This is a genomic window from Cryobacterium breve, assembly GCF_027594785.1.
Classification (GTDB): Bacteria; Actinomycetota; Actinomycetes; order Actinomycetales; family Microbacteriaceae; genus Cryobacterium; species Cryobacterium breve_A.
On record NZ_CP075584.1, the window covers coordinates 1,745,134 to 1,765,957 of the forward strand.

Genomic DNA, 20,824 nt, shown 5'->3' on the forward strand with positions numbered 1-20,824 from the left:
TTATGCCTCAACTCCTGCTGCAACCGGCGCCGCGGCCTCTGCGCGGGGCGCACGGCGGGGTCGGTCGTCACGACGCTCGGGGCGGGACGACTTAGCGTTGGCCTGCTCGCGGGCGAGTTCCTTGTTGGTGATGTCGCCCTTGTAGATCCAGACCTTCACGCCGATGCGGCCGAAGGTGGTCTTGGCTTCGTAGAAGCCGTAGTCGATGTTCGCACGCAGGGTGTGCAGTGGCACGCGTCCCTCGCGGTAGAACTCCGAGCGGCTCATCTCAGCGCCGCCGAGACGACCGGACACCTGGATGCGAACACCCTTGGCGCCGGCGCGCTGGGCACCCTGCAGGCCCTTACGCATCGCGCGGCGGAAAGCCACACGAGCGGAGAGCTGCTCTGCGATGCCCTGGGCAACGAGCTGGGCGTCAACTTCGGGGTTCTTGACCTCGAGGATGTTGAGCTGGATCTGCTTGCTCGTGAGCTTCTCGAGGTCGGAACGGATCCGCTCGGCCTCGGCGCCACGACGACCGATCACAATGCCCGGACGGGCGGTGTGAATGTCGACGCGGACGCGGTCACGGGTGCGCTCGATCTCGATGCGCGAAACTCCCGCGCGGTCGAGGGTCGTGCTCAGCAGGCGGCGGATCTTGACGTCTTCAGCGACGAAGTCGCTGTAACGCTGGCCCGGCTTCGTGCTGTCAGAGAACCAACGCGACACGTGGTCGGTCGTGATTCCCAGACGGAAGCCATACGGGTTTACTTTCTGACCCATTACTTCGTACCCTCCTCAGGAGTGGCGAGCACAACAGTGATGTGGCTCGTACGCTTCTTGATCTGGAATGCGCGACCCTGTGCGCGGGCCTGGAAACGCTTGAGGGTCGTACCCTCGTCAACGAATGCCTGGCTCACGAAGAGGTCCTGCTCGTCCAGGTATGTGTTCGCTGCATCGGCCTTGACTCGTGCATTCGCGATGGCCGAGGCCACCAGCTTGTACACCGGGTCGCTGGCGCCCTGCGCTGCGAACTTCAGGATTCCCAGGGCCTCATGGGCCTGCTTGCCGCGGATCAAGTTGACGACGCGACGAGCCTTCTGGGGGGTAACGCGGATGTGACGCACGCGTGCGATCGACTCCACCATTTCTTCTCCTCCTTCACGTCACCGCGTTAGCGGCGACGGCCCTTCTTGTCGTCCTTCACGTGACCACGGAAGGTGCGGGTGGGCGCAAACTCGCCGAGCTTGTGCCCGACCATGCTCTCGGTGACGAACACCGGGATGTGCTTGCGTCCGTCGTGAACCGCGATGGTGTGCCCGAGCATGTCGGGGATGATCATCGAACGGCGCGACCAGGTCTTGATTACGTTCTTGCTGCTGGCTTCATTCGCCCGGACAACCTTGCGAAGCAGGTGGTCGTCAACGAAAGGGCCTTTCTTGAGACTGCGTGGCATCGTCTACTCCTACTTACGCTTCTTGCCGACAGTACGGCGACGAACGATGAGCTTGTCGCTTTCCTTGTTCGGGTGCCGGGTACGGCCTTCTTTCTGGCCCCAGGGGCTGACGGGGTGACGTCCACCGGACGTCTTTCCCTCGCCACCACCGTGCGGGTGGTCGACCGGGTTCATGGCAACACCACGAACGGTCGGGCGAACGCCTTTCCAGCGCATCCGGCCGGCCTTGCCCCAGTTGATGTTCGACTGCTCGGCGTTGCCGACCTCGCCGATCGTGGCGCGGCAGCGGGCGTCGACGTTACGGATTTCTCCGGACGGCAGGCGCAGGCTGGGCGTAGATGCCATCCTTCGCAACGAGGCGAACCGACGAACCGGCGGAGCGGGCCATCTTGGCACCGCCGCCCGGACGCAGTTCGACCGCGTGGATGATGGTACCGGTGGGGATGTTCTTCAGCGGCAGGTTGTTGCCGGGCTTGATGTCAGCACCCGAACCCGACTCGATGATGTCGCCCTGGTTCAGCTTGTTCGGGGCGATGATGTAGCGCTTGGTGCCGTCAACGAAGTGCAGGAGCGCGATGCGCGCCGTGCGGTTCGGGTCGTACTCGATGTGAGCGACCTTGGCGTTGACGCCATCTTTGTCGTTACGACGGAAGTCGATGAGACGGTACTGACGCTTGTGTCCACCACCGATGTGACGGGTGGTGATGCGACCCTGGTTGTTACGGCCACCGGTCTTGGACAGGGGGCGAAGCAGGGACTTCTCCGGGGTCGAACGGGTGATCTCTGCGAAGTCCGCAACAGATGAACCGCGACGACCAGGAGTCGTGGGCTTGAACTTACGAATAGCCATTTCTTATTCCTCTAGTCCGCGCCGCTTAGCCGACGGCCGTGAAGATGTCGATGGAACCGGACTTGAGCGTGACGATGGCACGCTTGGTGTCCTTGCGCTTGCCCTGACCGAACTTCGTGCGACGCGTCTTGCCGATGCGGTTCATGGTGTTGATCGAAGCGACCTCCACCTTGAAGATCTTTTCGATCGCGAGCTTGATTTCGGTCTTGTTCGAGCGCGGGTCCACGATGAAGGTGTACTTGCCCTCGTCGATCAGGCCGTAGCTCTTTTCAGAGACGACCGGAGCGATGATGACGTCGCGGGGATCCTTGTTGATCGGGGTAGCCATTATGCGGACACCTCTTCCTTCTTGGTCTTGCTCGCCACGAACGCGTCGAACGCGCCCAGGGTGAAGACGATGTCGTCGCTGACGAGAACGTCGTAGGCATTCAGCTGGTCCCAGGACAGCACGTGCACCGTCGGGAGGTTGCGGATGCTGCGCAGTGTCAGCTCATCGGTGCGCTCGAGGACGACCAGCACGTGCTTGCTGGAGGCGATCTGGGTGAGCAGCGTGATGGCGCCCTTGGTGCTGGGCGTCTCGGCGGTGAACAGTGCGGTGACGACGTGAAGACGGTCGCCGCGGGCGCGGTCGGAAAGCGATCCGCGCAGTGCAGCCGCGATCATTTTCTTGGGGGTGCGCTGTTCGTAGTTGCGGGGCGTCGGTCCGTGGACGATGCCACCGCCGGTCATCTGGGGCGCGCGGATCGAGCCCTGACGAGCGCGACCGGTTCCCTTCTGCTTGAAGGGCTTGCGACCGGCACCGGAAACTTCTCCGCGGCGCTTGGTCTTGTGCGTGCCCTGGCGTGCGGCAGCGAGCTGCGCGACGACGACCTGGTGGATCAGGGGGATGTTGGTCTGGACGTCGAAGATTTCGGCGGGCAGTTCAACGGAACCGGACTTTGCGCCGGTTGCATCGATGAGATCGAGCGTGGTGGCCATGCGGTTACGCTCCCTTCACGGCAGTGCGGACGAATACGAGGCGGCCCTTGGCGCCGGGAACGGCACCCTTGACCAGCAGGAGGCCCTTCTCGGCATCGATCGCGTGAACCTTGAGGTTCAGCACGGTGACGCGCTCGCCACCCATACGACCGGCCATGCGCATGCCCTTGAAGACACGGCTCGGGGTCGAGGAAGCACCGATGGAACCGGGCTTGCGGTGGTTACGGTGCGAACCGTGAGAAGAGGAGACACCCTTGAAGTTGTGACGCTTCATAACACCGGCGAAACCCTTACCCTTGCTCGTGCCCATGACGTCGACCTTGGAGCCGGCAACGAAGACACCGTCAACGGTGAGTTCCTGTCCCAGGGTGTAGTCAGCGGCATCCGCGGTGCGGAGCTCGGTGAGGTGACGGCGAGGCGTGACGCCCGCCTTTTCGAAGTGTCCGGCGGAAGGCTTGTTGACCTTGCGCGGGTCGATGGCGCCTGCAGCGATCTGGACGCCGGCGTAGCCGTCGATTTCCTTGCTGCGGATCTGGGTGACAACGTTCGGCGAGATCTCGATGACGGTGACGGGAACGAGCTTGTTGTTCTCGTCCCAGACCTGGGTCATGCCGAGCTTCTTGCCGAGGAGACCCTTGGTGGTCTTGGTATCGGAGTAAGACATCGCGGGCCCTAGAGCTTGATCTCGATGTTGACGTCCGCCGGGAGGTCGAGACGCATGAGCGAGTCGACGGCCTTCGGGGTGGGGTCAATGATGTCGATCAGACGCTTGTGGGTGCGCATTTCAAAGTGCTCCCGGCTGTCCTTGTACTTGTGAGGGGAACGGATGACACACACCACGTTCTTCTCGGTCGGAAGCGGCACGGGGCCGACGACTGTCGCGCCCGCACGGGTCACGGTGTCGACGATCTTGCGCGCCGAGATGTCAATGACCTCGTGGTCATAAGACTTAAGCCGAATGCGGATTTTCTGTCCCGCCATGTCGAACTCTCTTTCTTGTCAAGGCTTCGTACATCCCGAAGGCTGCATTGGACGCCGTAGTAGCACTGCTGCTGTCGCACCACTGTTCATCTGTCAATTTCGATTCCTCGTCTCGCAGCCTTCCAGCCGCACGACTTTGAACCGAGCCAACCGCTTCTCCATACCGGGGCATGGGGAAAGGCATGGATTTCCCATGCTTTCCCGGCTGTTGGTTTAAGCTCTGTTCTGCTACCCGCGGCCTAACCGTGCGTCCTGTGGACACCGGCTATGCACTGCCTGGCAGTGATCCCGACACCGCGTGCAGCGCGGCAGTCGAAAGTGTTGAACTAGAAGAGTCTGCCACAGGGGTAGGTCTTTGTGCAACCCGGGCGTGTCGCGCTCGGCGTGTCGCCCCCTTTCGCGCCGTTTCGCGCCCTTTCCGACGCTTCCCCGCCCGTTTCGCGACCGTTTCCTGCTGCCGAGGCCCCGGTCTCAACCCGCCACCGGCATCCACTCGCCTATGCGCTCCAGTTGCGCCGCTTCGCGCCCGGCATGCCTGGTGCGAAGCGGCGCAACTGGAGCGCGACTTGAGGAACTGGCGCGAAGCGGCTCAAATGGCGCGCGACAAGGGCGCACGATGCAGGGAGACTCGGGGACTCGGGGACTCGGGGACACGGAGACACGGGACACGGGGACACGGGACGCGAACGCGGCGCTCGTGTCAACCGACGAAGAGACGCGGGCGCCCGATCGGAAGACCAAGAGGGACGAGGCGGGCGCGCAAGCGTTTCTGACTTCGGCCGGTCGCGGAATCCCAGCGCGTGAACCCGTTGACCTGGCGTCGGATGCCATCTTCGCGGAGCTTCTCGTCGTAGACCACCTGCTCGGGGCTGCGGCCTCCGCGCAGGACCTCGTCGAAGTATTTGCTCCGGCCATCCGCCTCACCCACGCCGCGCTGGGCCAGCCAGAAGAAATCGCGGAAGAACTCCCGATCGTCGACGATGAACCGCTGCTGCAGGATCGGCTCCGGGAAACCGATCAGGGCGATAGTGACGCGGCTATCGGTTTCGTTGACCGAGCCGGAGAGCGACGTTGCGAAGTCAATGACCGCCCGGGCCCTGACGGACCCCCGGAACGGCAGCATCCGCTCCCATTCCTCCAGCAGTTCGGCTCGGGTGGTGAGCGGGGGAACCCTGTTCCAGGGATCAATCGCGAGTGCACGGTCGGCGGCGGCCATCGCTCCCCGCAGGTCGAGGGTCGCCGCGAGGTCGATCACGGTGCGGGCAACCGTCGTGACTAACAGGCCGTCCTTCCTGGTGATGGAGCGGGGATCGAGCCCGAGGGCGTGCTTGACGATGCCCGGCTTGGAACGACCGCCACCGGTGCGCTCGATGGTGAAGTGCACCTCGTCCGGCCAGCGGACGCGGCTCGGCAGGCCCCAGAGGACTGCCGCCGACTGGTGGGAGAGCACGAGCTCGGTTTGCCGCAGCGTGGCCGCTCCCCTGACCCGGAGGGAGTACCGCCGATCATCATCGAGTTCGAGCCACCGAGTCGCGGTGATGTACTGGCCGCGGCCGATGCGGTGCAGGGTTCCCGCTTCCGCACGGCGACGTAGTCGAAGGTCCGCTTGGAAGGCACGCTGCAACAGAGCCGAGTACAGGATCTCGTCGCTGTCGTCCCCGGTGATGGTTTCAAGGTGGTTGCCGGAGGGGACTCCGCCCTCTGTGTGCTGGGTCATGCGCTGACTCTGCGCCGCCTGGCTCAGGCACACATGCACTGCCAGGCATCGGTGGAGAATGTCACGTTCGACCGGCCTGTGCAGGGGCGGACCTCGCCTGGCGGCCCGGCGCATCCGCCTGGTGCACCCGGCCACGCTGCTCGCAGCCCGCCGCCCGCAGAAACCACGCGCGCAAATTGCGCCGCTTCGCGCCAGGCACACCAGGCGCGAAGCGGCGGAACCGGCGCGCGAACCGGGCGAACTGGCGCGAAGCGGCGGAAGTGGGGCGTAACGCGCACGTCACCGGGCGACGGCGGCGAGCATCGGCGGGTACTCGCCGCGAGAGTGCTATTCGGTGCCGAGGTGGGTGTCGGCGGCGGCGCGGGCCTGCTCGATCTGGTCCTCGAACTTGTTGCCGGTGACCTTGTTGACCGCATCGGCGGTGCCGTCGAGCAGCTTGTCGCTGATGTCCTCGGCCTGCTCGCTGTGCAGGGCGTCGGTGACCTTGCTGTCGCCCAGGAACTCCTGGGCCTTCTTGGTGATGTCGTCCAGTCCCATGATCTACTCCAGTCCGGCCGCTCCAGTGCGACCGCGACCCACGATAGAACCGCGGCCCGCCCGCGACAAGGGTCGCCGGGCACGCAAAAACGGGCCGGCCCCGAAGGACCGACCCGTTTCAGTGGTGCAGGTGGTGAAGAACTACTTGATGATCTTCGTCACGGTTCCGGCGCCGACGGTGCGGCCACCTTCACGGATAGCGAAGCCGAGTCCATCTTCCAGGGCGATCGGCTGGATCAGCGCGACAGTCAGGTCGGTGGTGTCGCCGGGCATGACCATCTCGGTGCCCTCGGGCAGCGTGATGACGCCGGTGACGTCGGTGGTACGGAAGTAGAACTGCGGACGGTAGTTCGCGTAGAACGGGTTGTGACGGCCGCCCTCTTCCTTTGACAGGATGTACGCGGTGCCCTCGAAGTCGGTGTGCGGCGTGACCGAACCCGGCTTGACGACGACCTGGCCGCGCTCGACGTCTTCGCGCTTGGTGCCACGAAGAAGAAGACCACAGTTCTCGCCGGCCCATGCCTCGTCGAGCTGCTTGTGGAACATCTCGATACCAGTGACCGTGGTCTTGATCGTCGGGCGGATGCCGACAACCTCGACCTCGGAGTTGATCTTGAGGGTTCCACGCTCGGCGCGGCCGGTGACGACCGTTCCACGACCGGTGATCGTGAAGACGTCCTCGATCGGCATGAGGAAGGGCTTGTCCTTGTCGCGGACGGGCTCCGGGAAGTAGTCGTCAACGGCCTGCATGAGCTCCAGGATGTTGCCGACCCACTTCGGGTCGCCTTCCAGCGCCTTGAGCGCCGACACGCGGACAACAGGAGCGTTGTCGCCGTCGAAGCCCTGGGCGGTGAGGAGTTCGCGAACCTCGAGCCTCGACGAGCTCAAGGATCTCTTCGTCGTCGACCATGTCGGCCTTGTTCAGCGCGACGAGCAGGGACGGCACGCCGACCTGCTTGGCGAGAAGAACGTGCTCGCGGGTCTGAGCCATCGGGCCGTCAGTTGCGGCGACAACGAGAATCGCGCCGTCCATCTGTGCGGCACCGGTGATCATGTTCTTGATGTAGTCAGCGTGGCCCGGTGCGTCGACGTGCGCATAGTGACGCTTTTCGGTCTCGTACTCAACATGGGAGATGTTGATCGTGATGCCGCGCTGGCGTTCTTCCGGAGCCGAGTCGATCGACGCGAAGTCGCGCTGAACGTTGGTCTTGGAAGGGAACGTGTCGGCAAGGACCTTGGAGATCGCTGCAGTCAGCGTGGTCTTTCCGTGGTCAACGTGACCGATCGTTCCGATGTTTACGTGCGGCTTAGTCCGCTCGAACTTGGCCTTGGCCACTGTGGGTCCTCCTCAGGACTCTCGGCTTCACCGCCCGCTGGTTTGCGGCCGGAGAAACTGCTGGATTTGTGTACTTATATTACTCGGGCCGGGAGGCCGAAGCGATTTCGGCCCGAAGGCCCGGAAAGGCCCGAGGGCCCCAGGCTATTCGCCCTTGTTCTTCTGGATGATCTCTTCGGCAACAGCCTTGGGGACCTCGGCGTAGCTCTCGAAGGTCATCGAGTACACGGCGCGCCCGGAGGTCTTGGACCTCAGGTCGCCGATGTAACCGAACATCTCCGACAGCGGAACGAAGGCACGAATGACCTTGACGCCGCTCGCGTCCTCCATGGTCTGAATCTGACCACGGCGGGAGTTGAGGTCGCCGATGACGTCGCCCATGTATTCCTCGGGCGTACGAACTTCGACGCTCATGAGCGGCTCGAGAAGAACAGGGTTCGCCTTGCGGACGGCTTCCTTGAAGCCCATCGAACCGGCGATCTTGAACGCCATCTCCGAGGAGTCGACGTCGTGCGCGGCACCGTCGAGCAGGCTGGCGCGAACGCCGACCATCGGGTAGCCGGCCAGAACACCGACGTGCATGGCGTCCTGGATGCCCGCGTCGACCGAGGGGATGTATTCCCTGGGGATGCGGCCACCGGTGACCTTGTTCAGGAACTCGTAGCCCTTTTCGGCAGTGATTTCAAGCGGCTCGATCGCGATCTGAATCTTCGCGAACTGGCCGGATCCACCGGTCTGCTTCTTGTGGGTGTAGTCGTGACGCTCGACGGCCTTGCGGATCGTCTCGCGGTACGCGACCTGGGGCTTGCCGACGTTGGCCTCGACGTTGAACTCGCGACGCATGCGGTCGACGAGGATGTCCAGGTGAAGTTCACCCATTCCCTTGATGACCGTCTGGCCAGTTTCCTGGTTCTGCTCGGTGCGGAAGGTCGGGTCTTCTTCGGCCAGCTTCTGGATCGCGAGACCCAGCTTTTCCTGGTCCTGCTTCGTCTTCGGCTCGATCGCAACCTCGATCACCGGGTCAGGGAACGTCATCGACTCGAGTACGACCTGGTGGTTCGGGTCGCACAGGGTGTCGCCGGTGGTGGTGTCCTTGAGGCCGATGACCGCGTAGATGTGACCGGCGGTCACGAAGGCCACCGGGTTCTCCTTGTTGGCGTGCATCTGGAAGATCTTGCCGATGCGCTCCTTCTTGCCCTTGGTCGAGTTGATGACCTGGCCGCCGGAGTCGAGGTGTCCCGAGTAGACGCGGATGTAGGTGAGGCGACCGAAGAACGGGTGCACTGCAACCTTGAACGCGAGGGCCGTGAACGGCTCGGACGCGTCGGAGTGACGCATGACGACGACCTCTTCATCGCGCGCGTCGTGGGCCTCGATGGCCGGCACGTCGAGCGGGGGGGGGGAGGTAGTCGATGACTGCGTCGAGCATCGGCTGGACGCCGCGGTTCTTGAACGCGGAGCCGCAGAGGACCGGGTAGATCTCGCTGTTGACCGTGAGCTTGCGGATCGCGTGCTTGATCTCGGAGACGGTGAGCTCTTCGCCGGAGAAGTACTTCTCCATGAGGTCGTCATCGGTCTCGGCGACGGTCTCGAGGAGCAGCTTGCGGTAAACCGCGGCCTGCTCGACGAGGTCGGCCGGGATGACCTCGATCTCGTAGTGGGAGCCCATCTCGACATCACCCTTGGAGTCGCCGCGCCAGGTCAGTGCACGCATCTCGACGAGGTCGACAACACCTTCGAAGGTGTTCTCGGCGCCGATCGGCAGCTGGATGACGAGCGGCTTCGCGCCGAGGCGCTTGACGATGGTGTCGACGGTGTAGAAGAAGTCCGCGCCGAGCTTGTCCATCTTGTTGACGAAGCAGATGCGGGGGACGTCGTACTTGTCGGCCTGGCGCCAGACGGTCTCGGACTGGGGCTCAACGCCCTCCTTGCCGTCGAACACGGCAACCGCGCCGTCGAGGACGCGGAGCGAACGCTCCACCTCAACGGTGAAGTCAACGTGGCCGGGGGTGTCGATGATGTTGATCTGGTTGCCTGCCCAGAAACAGGTCGTCGCAGCCGAGGTGATCGTGATGCCACGTTCCTGCTCCTGCGCCATCCAGTCCATGGTCGAGGCGCCGTCGTGGGTCTCGCCGATCTTGTGGTTGACACCCGTGTAGTACAGGATGCGCTCAGTGACGGTGGTCTTGCCAGCGTCAATGTGCGCCATGATGCCAATATTGCGGACCTTGCTCAGGTCGGTGAGCACATCAAGTGCCACGGGTGTCCTCCGGACGTTTTTTGGGGTGATTTGGGGCGAAACAAGACAAGCCGATAGGCGAGCCGGGCGGATGACCGCCCGGCTCGCTCACCGGGGCGCTACTACCAGCGGTAGTGTGCGAAGGCCTTGTTCGCCTCGGCCATCTTGTGCGTGTCTTCACGACGCTTGACCGCGGCACCGAGGCCGTTGGACGCGTCGAGGATTTCGTTGGTGAGGCGCTCGGTCATGGTCTTCTCGCGACGGGCCTTGGCGTAGCTGGTCAACCAGCGGAGGGCCAGGGTGTTGGCGCGGTGCGGCTTGACTTCGACCGGAACCTGGTAGGTGGAACCACCGACGCGGCGCGAACGCACCTCGAGGGTGGGGCGCACGTTGTCGAGCGCCTTCTTCAGCGTGACGACAGCATCCGCACCGTTCTTGGCAACGACGCCCTCGAGTGCATCGTAAACGATGCGCTCGGCGAGGCCCTTTTTGCCGTCGAGGAGGATTTTGTTGACGAGCTGGGAGACGATGGGGGCGCCGTATACCGGGTCAGCGATAACGGGACGCTTGGGCGCTGGGCCTTTACGAGGCATTACTTCTTCTCCATCTTGGCGCCGTAGCGGCTACGAGCCTGCTTGCGGTTCTTGACAGCCTGGGTGTCCAGTGCGCCGCGAACGATCTTGTAACGAACACCGGGGAGGTCCTTGACGCGACCGCCACGCACGAGCACCATCGAGTGCTCCTGCAGGTTGTGACCCTCGCCGGGGATGTAGGCGGTGACCTCGGTACCGTTCGACAGCTTGACGCGGGCGACCTTGCGGAGAGCCGAGTTCGGCTTCTTCGGGGTGGTGGTGTACACGCGAGTGCACACGCCGCGCTGCTGCGGGTTGGCCTTGAGGGCGGGAGCCTTGGTCTTGGTGACCTTGGGGCTGCGGCCCTTCCTGACCAACTGCTGAATGGTTGGCACTAATTACTCCTTGTTATTGCTGCACGGTGACAGCTCATTGATGGTTAGCATTCGATTCGTTCCGTTTCCGGTCCTTGTCGAGTTCATCTGGACCCGCCGGCGCACACGGAACAAGTTCCGCGCGTTTCAGTGGGTATGCCGTGGGGGCTGCTCGGTGAGCAAACCCAGCATGCGTGCCGTGTCTGGGCGCCTAAGGTGCGGCACGACGAGATCGCGATGGCATGACTCAAGCGCACGACGAAGCGCACACCCCGAAATACTAACTCCCCTCGGGTAGCCCGGTCAAATGGTGAGCCTCCGTCGAGCGGATGCGGCGAGTCGGGTGCGCGCGTGGCTCACGCGACGGGCCCCTACTGGTCCGCGACTCAGAGGCCGTGCTGCCAGAGGGGGAGTTGAGAGTGCTGTCGAGATCGGCGAGCAGGGACTGCACCCAGGGCTCGACGAATTCGTTCACCGCGGCCCGCATCCGCTCACGATGGCGGTACAACGCCATGCAGACCTGGCCACCGACCTCGGCCGCGTACTCATCGGCGAGACGCAGTTCGGCGCGAATTGCCGCCTTCTCCTCCGTCGTGAGTGGCGCCGGATCGGCGACGAACGGGGCCGGGGAGGCCGGGCGGGAGAGCTCGGCGAAGGTGAACAGGTAGGGCGCCTCGCGCTCGGCGGGCGGGTCGAGCTCTAGGCCGGTGTACTCGGGGTCGAGGCCGTCGGCCGGGCGATAGCTCGCCGCCGCAGCTTTGCGTACCTCGTTCGCGCGGATCTCCCGGCTGAGCAGCGGGAGGGCGGACTCGGTGTAGGCATCAACGGCGCCGTCGATCACGGCCTTGACGCGCATGGCCAGGGCGTGCTGCACCGCATGCGGGACATCGGTCGTGAGGCCGGCGGCTCGGATGACGGGCGAACCGAAACAGGTGCGGCACAGCCGCGTGCGGCGGGTGTGGGTGCCAGGTCGCCATTTGGGAAGCCAGCTCAGCCAGTCGTCGACGACATGGTCGACCCGCGCTTCGATGGAACCATCCATGGACATTAAGGTTACTCGATGCCGCGGCTGAACGGCGAGGAGATTTCGCCCTATTCGTCCGGCCGTTCCCACGGCCAGAGTGGCCGGCCGTGTTCGTTCATGCGTGAGGCGAGAACGAGCGAGTAGAGCAGGGTGACGACGAAGGCGAGGATGCCGGTTGTCGCCGCGAAGGGTTCGCGCAGCACCGCCGCGGCGAACGTCAGCCCGCTGAAGAGCGGCCCGTTTCCGAGCAGGTAGAGCACCGAGCCAGCCACGACAAACCCGAGGAACGCGGCGATGCCGGTTCCGACCGCGTACCCGAGCGCCACCCGCTGGCGGCGCGGCGAGGCGCGCAGCCCGAGCCACAGCAGGAGAGCGAAAACCAGCAGCACGGCCACCGCCGCCATTCCGGGACCGACGAGCGGGCCGGCATCCGTCACCGGGATGACCTCGAGGTCGGCGAGCAGGCTGATCATGCCGAAGCCGGCGACGAGCAGGGCCGCGTAGAGCACGGCCGCGAACACGGCGACGACGGCCGCGTATCTCTGGTACTCGCGCATCGCTCGGGCCTCACTCCCCCGCTGCGGGGGCCGCATCGTCACGGGGCCTCCACCGCACGGCGTCGACCCCGGACTGTCGGGGATTATTACGGACGCGAGAGCCTGCGGCCCTTCGGCGAGGCGGCGGTCGTAGTCCTGGCGGGCGGCGGCGTTGCGGGCCGTGACGGTGCGTCCGCGGCGGGCAATCCAGGCGCCGAACCAGATCGGAACCTCGCGAGCGACGATGGCGGCGGCGATCGCCCCGGGGTTCAGCCACTGCGCGGTGATGAAGCGAACAGCCTCGGAGGGGGTGAAGTTCCAGGCCTGCACGGTCAGCAGCGCCGCTCCGATGTAGGAGAAGTACACGATGACAGCCACAAGGAAGCCGAAGAGCACGTACGCCCACCAGCCGCCGCGGTTGACGATCAGCACGAGCAGGGAGAAGCCGATGAAGAAGAACACGGCCGGCACGTAGAACACCGGGAGCACTATGAATTCGGTGAACTTCGCAGCGGCGTCGGCGACCGAGCCGCTGCCCGCCCCGGCGATGCCGAAGGCGACGAGCGCGTAGACGATGGCGTAGACCACGGTCGCGAGCAGCACGAGCAGCACGCCCGCGCCCCGGTTGCCCTTCTCGACGGGCGGGGCCGGAGCCTGAATGTAGATGGGGCCAGCCGGCGCCTGCACGGGCACCGCGGGGGTGTGGCCGGGGGTGTAGTCGGTGACGGCGGCGTGCTCTGTCGGCGACTGGTCCTGCGTGGCGACCTGGGCGACTTCGTGCGCGGCCGCGGCCGAGACTGCTGCGGGGGTCTCGTAGGAGATCGGCTCGCCGACCGGCTCGGAGACAACGACAGGGGCGACGGGGGCGGATGCCGCGGGCTCGGCGAGAGGCTCCGGTGCCGACTCGTCAGTGGGCGCCGCGGCGGCGGCGTGCGCCGGCTCGCTCGGTGCCTGCTGGTCGGTCGAGTCCGTCTCGGACCGCGCGTACGCGGCCGTCGGGGCGTCCGTCTCGGGGGTCGTGTTGCGCTCGTCTGATGTCGGGTCGCTCATGCTGCACTCCTCGCGGGCCGGGTGGCCGTAGCTCTCTGCAGCAACCATAACAACATGCCCGGCCCCCGATCGGGAGTTGGGCCGCGCGATTTGCGATTCGGCGCGGCGGCCGTTCCGGCTACGGAGCAGGCGCCACCGCAGCGGGCGTCGCGGCCGGCGTAGCCGCGGTCGCGGGCGGGACGAGCACGTACACAAGGCCAGTGATCGTCGCTTGCACGTCCCCAGGCGTCCTTGCTTTCGCGCCCTCCACCGGGGCATCGGTCAGCGGCGCCGTCGTGATCCCCGTGACCAGATAGAGGCGCTGACCGCTTTGCAACCCGCTAATGAAGTCGAGCGCATGGGCGTAGCTTCCGGTAACCGTGATCTGCACGGCTAGCGAGGCGAACGTCTTGGCCGTGATCTGGGAATCGGTGAGTGGTGCCGCGGCGGATGATCGTGCCGGCGCATCGGAGGAGCCTGCGGCGGCATCGGCCGTTCCGGTCGATGCGAGAGCCGCCGGTGCCGCATACGGCACGGCATCAGCGACTGTCATACCCGACAGGGTCACCGATGTCGATCCGGCGAGGGCGTCAAGCTGAGTGACGAAGCTCGGCATCTCGGTGCCGCTCGGCACAGATGCCTTGAGAGGGATCAATTCGGCCTTGAGGTTGTCGATTCCAGCAAAATCAGTTTTGAGCTTGGCCAGAACGGCGGCCTGACCGCTGTTCGAGGCTTCGACCGCCATGCGGTCATCATTTGCGGTGCTTACGGCCTCAAGTTGGGGCTGAATACCCAGCAGCAGGCCCATCGCGACAACAGCGACCACGATAACGATCGAGCCGATGATCCAGATCCGGTTTCTGTCCATGTTCATTTCCCGACGGTCGTGAAGCGCTTGGCGTATGCGGAATCGTTAACGTGCATAGTGATGTCCACCGTGTACACCTTGGTCGCCGCGTCGAGTGTCACGGAGCCGGGGAGCGCGTCGGCGAATCCAGGCAGGGTGGCGAGTGAGCTGAGCCAGGTCGGGACGTCCGGCAGAACCGTGCTCTTCGCGGAGAACATGACCGTGGCGACGCGGGCCCCCTGGAGTGGCGCGGTCGGCTGGGCATAGATCGCGACCGGTGAAGCGGAGTCAATCGTTACGGTGTATATCGCGACGGTGGACGGAAGCGTGGCCTGCACGCTGTCGAGGTATTTCTTCCAGTCGATCTCCGTCGAGACACCCACCTGCTCGGCGGCATGCACGAGGTTGACTTTGGCCTGGACGGAGCGCACCTCGACGTACTTCGCCTGTTCGGCAACGAGGGCGGACGTGCGCGCCTGTTCGTCGGCCAGCTGGCCCTGGGCCTGGACCGCGAGCATCGTTGATGCGCCGGTGCCGACGATCACTATGGCAATCACGCCGAAGACACCAATCAACAGACGGCGCCGGATGACGGCACTAGCCCGTTCCTTGTAGATCTCCGGGGGAGCAAGTCGACTCGGGGCTCCCCACCGACGACGAGAACCACGGCCTTGTCGGCGCGGCTCATGCTGCACTTCCCAGCGCGAGCCCGAGCGCCACGGCGTACGTCGAGCCGCTCAGACGCAGGTCATTCGCGTCGATGTCGCGCGCGAGGCCAACGGTCGAAAAGGGGTCACCGACAATCACGGGGATCCGGGTCATCTCCGCAAGCGCTTCGGGCAGCCCGCGCAACTGCGCGCCCCGCCCGCTGAGGACGATCAGGCTGACCGGGTTGGTGGGGCGAGTGTTGACGAAGTAGCTGATGGTGTTGCGGAGGCTGGTCAACTGTTCGCTCGCGATCTTGTAGATGACCTCTACGGCACGCTTGTCCTTCTCCGGCACCTGTCCGGTCGCAAGACCGAGGCCACGCTTGGCGGCTTCGGCCTGCTCCGGTTCCGACTTGAGCTCCGCTTCCAGCGCTCTCGAAATATCATCACCACCTGTGGCGATGATCCGCACGAATTGCGGCACACCATCTGTCGCGATCACGACGCTCGTGGTACTGCCACCGATATCGACCAACGCGACCGTGCCGGTTACACCCGGCCTGCTCACGAGCACTCGGCTCAGCGCGAACGGGATGAGGTCCACGTCGACCGTCGTCAGCCCCGCCAGCTGGGTGGCCTTCACGTTTGCCAGCACGGCCGACTTCACCGCGGCGATCAGAAGCCCGTTGACCACCGGACCGTTTTCACCCTCCGCCTCAGAGATCGGGTAGAAGTCGAGCAGCGCGTCTGCGACCGGGATCGGGAGCATCTCCTGGACTTCAAACGGCAGGGTCTCACGGATGCGGGCCAGTGACATCTTCGGCACGCTCAGGTCACGGGCGAGCACTCTCTGGTTCCCCATGCCGAGCACGACATTCTTCGACTTGAACCCGCCGGATGCCCACAGCTGTTTGAGCGCTGCCGCGACGGTGTTCGGTTCGATGACTTCGCCGCTGTTGACCGCGCCATCCGTCAGCCGAATCTGGCTGTACCGGAGCAGGGTCGGCTTAGCCGACTGCGGATCGCTCACCTCGACGGCGCGCAGAACAGCGCTGCCGATGTCGATGCCTACAACACTGGCCACAGGTGGTACCCCCGTCTATTAGTTTCCGACATGAACTATCGGACGCCGAGGAGCGACAGGTAGCCGTTCCCAATCGCGTCGCCGAAGAAGATTCCGACCCAGGCGCCGATGAGCATCCAGGGGCCGAAGGGAATGCCGGTCTTGCGACTCGCGCGGCGCAGCAGCACGAGCCCGATGCCGAAGATTCCGCCCAGGAGGAACGCCGCGAACGCGCCGACCGCGAGTTCCCCCAGCCGAGGTAGCCGAGGAAGAGGCCGAGCAGACCGGCCAGTTTGACGTCACCGAAACCCATGCCGCCCGGATAGGCCACTGCCATGATCAGGTATAGGCCGTAGAGAACGGCAAGACCAATACCGGCGCGGATCAGCGGCGCATAGTCGCCCGAAAGAATGGCCGCCACTCCGAGCAGGGCTCCCCCGACCAGGTAACCAGGCAGCACAATCAGATTTGGGAGCCGGTGGGTGTCGAGGTCGATCAGGGCCAGGGCGATGCTCACTCCCCCAGATACAAGAGCGCGAGGAACACGAGGAAGGCAGGAATCCAAACCGGTGCAACAGTGCTGATACCAATATCCGTCGCTACCAAAGCTACCGAACCAGCCGACACTCGGACGGCGATCGCCACGAAGAAGAGCGCCGTTCCGGCTTCGACCAGCGGATACCGCACAGAAATACGGGTGTCACAGTCCCGGCATTTCCCGCGGAGAATGACCCAGGAGAGCACTGGAACGTTATCCCGGCGTCGGATCGCGGCACCGCAGCGTGGACACGCACTTGGCGGGGACACGATCGACAGCCCCGCCGGAACGCGATAGACCACGACGTTGAGAAACGATCCGACCACAAGACCGAGAATTGCAGAGAGCACGACGGCGATCGGCAGAATGTCGGTCGGTTGCGAGGTCGTCACGGAATAGCCACCCCGCCAGTCGTGAATGCCGATTTGACCTCGACGAGCACGCTGACGCCGTAGGTTGTCGCTACCGGAGAGAGGAACTTCGGCGGCGCGACGTATTTGAAGCGCTGGTCGTACGAGTAGGCCTTGATGTAACCGTTCGACCCGCTCCGCACGATGCCGCGGAACTTCTGGGCGATGGCTCCGTTGACAGTGAGGGTTCCCTGCGAACCGCCCCTGTCGTAGTTCTGCACCTGAAAAGTGTGGCTCACGGACAGGATTGCCGCATTGATCTGCCGGTCGTTCGGGAGAAGGTCCACGTTCGAACCGTTGACCGGGTTCCAGACCCACACCGCGTTCTGACCGACGATGCCGAGAATGTCCGTGCTGGCATTCGAGTAGGTGATGTCGCCCGTTACGTAGACGAAGTTCTCGCTAGCGATCGTCATCGCGCCCTGGAGCGTTCCCTTGACGAAAATATCGCCATTTCGGCATCCGTAGGACGTCGGTATCGACGCGACGGACTCGTTGGCCATCGGGTACCCGATCCCATTGCCCGAGGCGCAGGTGTTCGAGGCGTACGTGGACGGATACGAGCCGGAGCCGCTCGTCGGCCAGCCGTTCGGATCGCTCGTCCCGGATGGGACGTTCTGCACATACACCAGGTTGTTCACAAGTACCGGAATCGTTGCCCCACCCGCCGAACCCAAACTGCCGGCCGCTGTTCCGACGGTGCCGCACTTCGCCGGGATGTTGACGCCGGACGTGGCAGGATCACCGATCACGTTCGTGAACTTCGACCACGGTGACCTGACCGTCATCGTCCCGGCGCTGTTGAACACGATGCTGGTCGGGCCCGTGTAGAGGCACCCGGGCAAGGGCACGTCAGTCGTCAGGTCGGTGCGCGTTTCCTTCTTCATCTGGGAATTGGTCGACGGCATACCGACGACCGGGCTGTAGGTCACTCCCAAGGGGATGGACTGGCCGGTACAACTGTTGCCGTTGGAGTCTTGCTTCAAGTAAAGTAGCCCGGTTCCGGGGTTGGCTGTCGTGACCATCCCGGAGAAGGTCGCGTCACAAATCCTGATCCTGTCATTGGAGTGAACCGGTCCATTGATCACGTCGCCATTTCCGAACGCGATGTCGCTGCACGAGGTCCCACTACCTGGCAACGGGCGCCCGGCCCATCCATACTTCACGCACTGCGTGACCGACGCGCCACTCTGATCGGGATCCTGGATTTCGTAGTCGGTGAAGTAGAGAAAGTCGATGAAGCCCTGCTGCTTGAGATTGGCTACAATGCTTCTCGTCTGGCTGCCGACTCTCCCGGTTGCACGAATTCGCAGAGTCCCGGACGACGAGTAGGCGGAGTTGTCAACTTCGTACCGGAACGAGGCAGTACCGCCGCTTCCTGCAACCGTGGCCCAGGTTCCGGCCGACCCAACGCCGAAGGCCGGATTGGTCAATGTCCCTGTCGGCAGGGTAACCACGCTGCTTGAGCCTGAAGGTCGCAGCCGAGTTGCCATACTGCACGTACGCGTTGTTGTTGGCGAGCCTGCTCTCATATTCGGCGACGCCAGCGTAGGCAGCGGACATCGCGCCGTTCCAGTTCTGGTCAGTATTAGCCTTGACGACGCCGCTCACGGAGAAACTCATTGCTGTTGCGACCAAGAGAAGAAGCACCATTCCAACGCCCAACACCATCACCATCGCAACCCCGGCATCATCACGGTGCGGGGAACGGCTCGGCTTTGTCCGAATCTCCATTACGGTCCCGTTCTAGTCAGCGGCAGGTTCGGCATTCCCACTGTGTTCTGAAGCGTTACCGCCGATTGCGCATCTGTGGCACTCGCCTGGAGCGTCAGATTAACTGAGACAGCCGCGATCGTATGCAGCTGTGCCGCTGTGAAGGTGCCAGTCGCCGGTAGGGGGAAGTACGCTGCCGTCCGACAGGAGGTATGTGAAGAGGGAAGGGCCACTAGCCGCTTGCGGCGCCACGGTGCCTGCCATGATTCTCGTTGACGTCGGTACCGTGCTGGTGAAACCATAGAATCCCGGGCTGAGCACGGTGGCGGGCCAAACCGTTTCGACCAGCCGTCGACTGGAGTCGAGGGCCAGGCGAATCTTGACCGGTTGCTGGCTCGAAGAAGTCAGATTCACATAGGCATAGAGGGTAACGGACTCCCCCGTGATCGGAGCGGCTGCGGTTGAGGTGAAGGCCGGATCGTTGACTGCGACACCCGATACAGGGTTCTCGGTCGCGGCCCTGATCACCCGAGAAATCTCGTTCATGCCGTTGGACGCTTCGCGGGTGTTGCTCAAGAGACTCCTTGCCTGCGATATGGTCCGGGTGGCGCTTAGGTACAGCCCGAAGACAATCGCCGCAATGATCCCAAGAAGAGCCATCGCGACCACGAGTTCGGTGAGACCCAAACCAGAATCGGTGCTCGTCCGCTTCCTGCGCCGCGCAAGGCGCCCCAGCCTGATCATGGGAGGACCGTTCGCGGGTCAAGGGTTACGACGCCAGTTGCGGCGACGACGCCCCGGTTGAGTACGGCGAGGCTAGTCGCCGGCACCAGTGTGGTCTGGGTCGTGGACGTACCCCAGTAGAAGAGCCATGAACCATAGGGCAGCCCGATCTGTTGGTTTCCGGAACCCAAGGCGCCGAATGTGTAGGTCATCGTGACGGTGCACCCGGGGTCGCCAGTGAGTGGCGCCGTCGCCTGGGAGACAGCTTTGAGGTATTTACCGGAGAGGCCGGTCACCGTCAGCACGCCCATCGGTACCGGCAGGTCGACGGCGGGACCGCCAGGTAGTGCGGAAACGGCCGCCGGGGTGTGGCCGACTGCCCCATCCGCGGCAGCGGTCGTCCACCTCGCCGGGTCGACCGATAGACAGCTCGGGGCAGTCCCGGCAGGTGCAACGTACTTGCCGGCGATAGGTTCGTAACCCGACGTGAACGGATGCAGCGAGATCACTCGGGACAGGGCATTCGTCGTCGCGGTTGTCGTGTAAACACCGTAGGTGCTGCGGACGGTCGTGTCGAGGTTGTTGGGAATCAAGGTCGAGCCGGAGGTGTAGTTAGCCGCATATTTAGCTGAGAACGTTCCTGCCAGGTCATATTGGAAGGCGACGGAGGCCGCAGCCCCAGCGGCAACACCCACTGTCGTGGTCGATGTTGTCCCTTGGTTGACGTCGATCGAGTTCGCACGGGAAATCTTGACGTCGTAGTTGCCGGGTACGACCTTGAGCACATAGCTGCAGCCCTGTGCGTCCGTCGGGTCCGGAACATCCGTGATTGCGACCGCCCCATTGGCCGGTGTCGACGGAGTCGCGGTAACCGTCACGCCGGCGCTGCCGGTGCCGGATGCTGCGAGGACCGAGACCAGGATCGTGCCCAGAGTCGGGTCGTTGATCTTGTTCCCTGGAGCGACGACAGTGTCTGACTTGACAGGGACTGTCGTCGACCGCATTCCGTCCCAGGTGACGCTCACGTTCAGGCGCTTGTACTGAAGCTGTCCGCCGCCGGAACCACAGTTCGCGTCGACGCCGGTGCTGGTGATCCAGCTCGCGTCCCGATGCACGTGAAACGTAGTGCCGTTGACTAGGTAATCCCTGTCCGAATCGAGCAGGGAGAACACGTCGGCGGCTGCTCGATTGAGGTCGAGCTCCTGCGCGGCGAGGTTAGTCGCCACCTCGCGCGCTCGCGCGTCGTTTCCCATTGCAAGTGCGAGAGTTAGCGAG

21 protein-coding genes and 4 pseudogenes are annotated in these 20,824 nt (G+C 64.1%); all 25 read right to left on the bottom strand.

Going from position 1 to position 20,824, the window contains the following annotated elements:
• Complete coding sequence (gene rpsC, locus KIV56_RS08620) at positions 1–762, bottom strand: 30S ribosomal protein S3 (protein WP_134449890.1); 762 nt, start codon at positions 760–762, stop codon at positions 1–3.
• Positions 762–1,127, bottom strand: coding sequence for a 50S ribosomal protein L22 (gene rplV / locus KIV56_RS08625; RefSeq protein ID WP_134449889.1), 366 nt, complete (start codon positions 1,125–1,127; stop codon positions 762–764). Before rplV ends, rpsC begins: the two co-directional genes overlap by 1 nt.
• A 26-nt stretch (positions 1,128–1,153) precedes the next feature.
• Positions 1,154–1,435, bottom strand: coding sequence for a 30S ribosomal protein S19 (gene rpsS, locus KIV56_RS08630; RefSeq protein WP_134449888.1), 282 nt, complete (start codon positions 1,433–1,435; stop codon positions 1,154–1,156).
• Between the two features lie 9 nt (positions 1,436–1,444).
• A pseudogene (rplB, locus tag KIV56_RS08635) lies at positions 1,445–2,285 on the bottom strand (50S ribosomal protein L2).
• A gap of 25 nt (positions 2,286–2,310) precedes the next feature.
• Positions 2,311–2,613 (bottom strand): 50S ribosomal protein L23, encoded by a 303-nt coding sequence (gene rplW, locus KIV56_RS08640; RefSeq protein WP_104100968.1) that lies wholly within the window; start codon positions 2,611–2,613, stop codon positions 2,311–2,313.
• The gene (rplD, locus tag KIV56_RS08645; RefSeq protein ID WP_134449886.1) at positions 2,613–3,263 is read right to left on the bottom strand and encodes a 50S ribosomal protein L4; all 651 of its coding nucleotides are present in this window, start codon (positions 3,261–3,263) and stop codon (positions 2,613–2,615) included. The genes rplW and rplD overlap by 1 nt, the downstream gene beginning before the upstream one ends.
• 4 nt (positions 3,264–3,267) lie before the next feature.
• Positions 3,268–3,927, bottom strand: coding sequence for a 50S ribosomal protein L3 (rplC, locus tag KIV56_RS08650; protein ID WP_134534173.1), 660 nt, complete (start codon positions 3,925–3,927; stop codon positions 3,268–3,270).
• An 8-nt stretch (positions 3,928–3,935) separates the two neighbouring features.
• Positions 3,936–4,244: a 30S ribosomal protein S10 gene (rpsJ, locus tag KIV56_RS08655; RefSeq protein ID WP_035834607.1), complete on the bottom strand. Its 309-nt coding sequence runs from the start codon at positions 4,242–4,244 to the stop codon at positions 3,936–3,938.
• 700 nt (positions 4,245–4,944) lie between these two features.
• Complete coding sequence (locus tag KIV56_RS08660) at positions 4,945–5,961, bottom strand: hypothetical protein (RefSeq protein WP_281535903.1); 1,017 nt, start codon at positions 5,959–5,961, stop codon at positions 4,945–4,947.
• 327 nt (positions 5,962–6,288) lie between these two features.
• A complete protein-coding gene (locus KIV56_RS08665) occupies positions 6,289–6,498 on the bottom strand; it encodes an Rv0909 family putative TA system antitoxin (protein WP_281535904.1) in 210 nt (69 codons plus the stop codon).
• 141 nt (positions 6,499–6,639) lie between these two features.
• Positions 6,640–7,834, bottom strand: a pseudogene (gene tuf, locus KIV56_RS08670) (elongation factor Tu).
• A 144-nt stretch (positions 7,835–7,978) separates the two neighbouring features.
• Positions 7,979–10,094: pseudogene (gene fusA, locus KIV56_RS08675) on the bottom strand (elongation factor G).
• A 101-nt stretch (positions 10,095–10,195) separates the two neighbouring features.
• Positions 10,196–10,666 (bottom strand): 30S ribosomal protein S7, encoded by a 471-nt coding sequence (gene rpsG, locus KIV56_RS08680; protein WP_066597688.1) that lies wholly within the window; start codon positions 10,664–10,666, stop codon positions 10,196–10,198.
• Positions 10,666–11,040, bottom strand: a complete 375-nt coding sequence (gene rpsL / locus KIV56_RS08685) for a 30S ribosomal protein S12 (protein ID WP_055787040.1) — start codon at positions 11,038–11,040, stop codon at positions 10,666–10,668. Before rpsL ends, rpsG begins: the two co-directional genes overlap by 1 nt.
• 259 nt (positions 11,041–11,299) lie before the next feature.
• Positions 11,300–12,067: a spermidine/putrescine ABC transporter substrate-binding protein gene (locus tag KIV56_RS08690; protein WP_281535905.1), complete on the bottom strand. Its 768-nt coding sequence runs from the start codon at positions 12,065–12,067 to the stop codon at positions 11,300–11,302.
• A gap of 44 nt (positions 12,068–12,111) precedes the next feature.
• Positions 12,112–13,629 carry a DUF6121 family protein gene (locus KIV56_RS08695; protein WP_281535906.1) on the bottom strand — a complete coding sequence of 506 codons (1,518 nt, stop codon included), beginning with the start codon at positions 13,627–13,629 and terminating at the stop codon, positions 12,112–12,114.
• Between the two features lie 118 nt (positions 13,630–13,747).
• A complete protein-coding gene (locus KIV56_RS08700; RefSeq protein ID WP_281535907.1) occupies positions 13,748–14,482 on the bottom strand; it encodes a hypothetical protein in 735 nt (244 codons plus the stop codon).
• Positions 14,479–15,012, bottom strand: coding sequence for a hypothetical protein (locus KIV56_RS08705; RefSeq protein ID WP_281535908.1), 534 nt, complete (start codon positions 15,010–15,012; stop codon positions 14,479–14,481). The genes KIV56_RS08700 and KIV56_RS08705 overlap by 4 nt, the downstream gene beginning before the upstream one ends.
• 127 nt (positions 15,013–15,139) lie before the next feature.
• Positions 15,140–16,186, bottom strand: a complete 1,047-nt coding sequence (gene pilM, locus KIV56_RS08710; protein WP_281535909.1) for a type IV pilus assembly protein PilM — start codon at positions 16,184–16,186, stop codon at positions 15,140–15,142.
• A 35-nt stretch (positions 16,187–16,221) separates the two neighbouring features.
• Positions 16,222–16,353 carry a hypothetical protein gene (locus KIV56_RS19660; protein WP_348648593.1) on the bottom strand — a complete coding sequence of 44 codons (132 nt, stop codon included), beginning with the start codon at positions 16,351–16,353 and terminating at the stop codon, positions 16,222–16,224.
• 131 nt (positions 16,354–16,484) lie between these two features.
• Positions 16,485–16,682: pseudogene (locus KIV56_RS19665) on the bottom strand (prepilin peptidase); the annotation flags it as partial.
• Positions 16,679–17,095, bottom strand: a complete 417-nt coding sequence (locus tag KIV56_RS19670) for a prepilin peptidase (RefSeq protein ID WP_348648514.1) — start codon at positions 17,093–17,095, stop codon at positions 16,679–16,681. The pseudogene KIV56_RS19665 and the gene KIV56_RS19670, both read right to left, overlap by 4 nt.
• The gene (locus tag KIV56_RS08720; RefSeq protein WP_281535910.1) at positions 17,092–18,570 is read right to left on the bottom strand and encodes a hypothetical protein; all 1,479 of its coding nucleotides are present in this window, start codon (positions 18,568–18,570) and stop codon (positions 17,092–17,094) included. Before KIV56_RS08720 ends, KIV56_RS19670 begins: the two co-directional genes overlap by 4 nt.
• Before the next feature lie 376 nt (positions 18,571–18,946).
• The gene (locus KIV56_RS08725) at positions 18,947–19,570 is read right to left on the bottom strand and encodes a PulJ/GspJ family protein (RefSeq protein ID WP_281535911.1); all 624 of its coding nucleotides are present in this window, start codon (positions 19,568–19,570) and stop codon (positions 18,947–18,949) included.
• Positions 19,567–20,802, bottom strand: coding sequence for a type II secretion system protein (locus KIV56_RS08730; RefSeq protein WP_281535912.1), 1,236 nt, complete (start codon positions 20,800–20,802; stop codon positions 19,567–19,569). Before KIV56_RS08730 ends, KIV56_RS08725 begins: the two co-directional genes overlap by 4 nt.
• Positions 20,803–20,824: the final 22 nt, after the last annotated feature.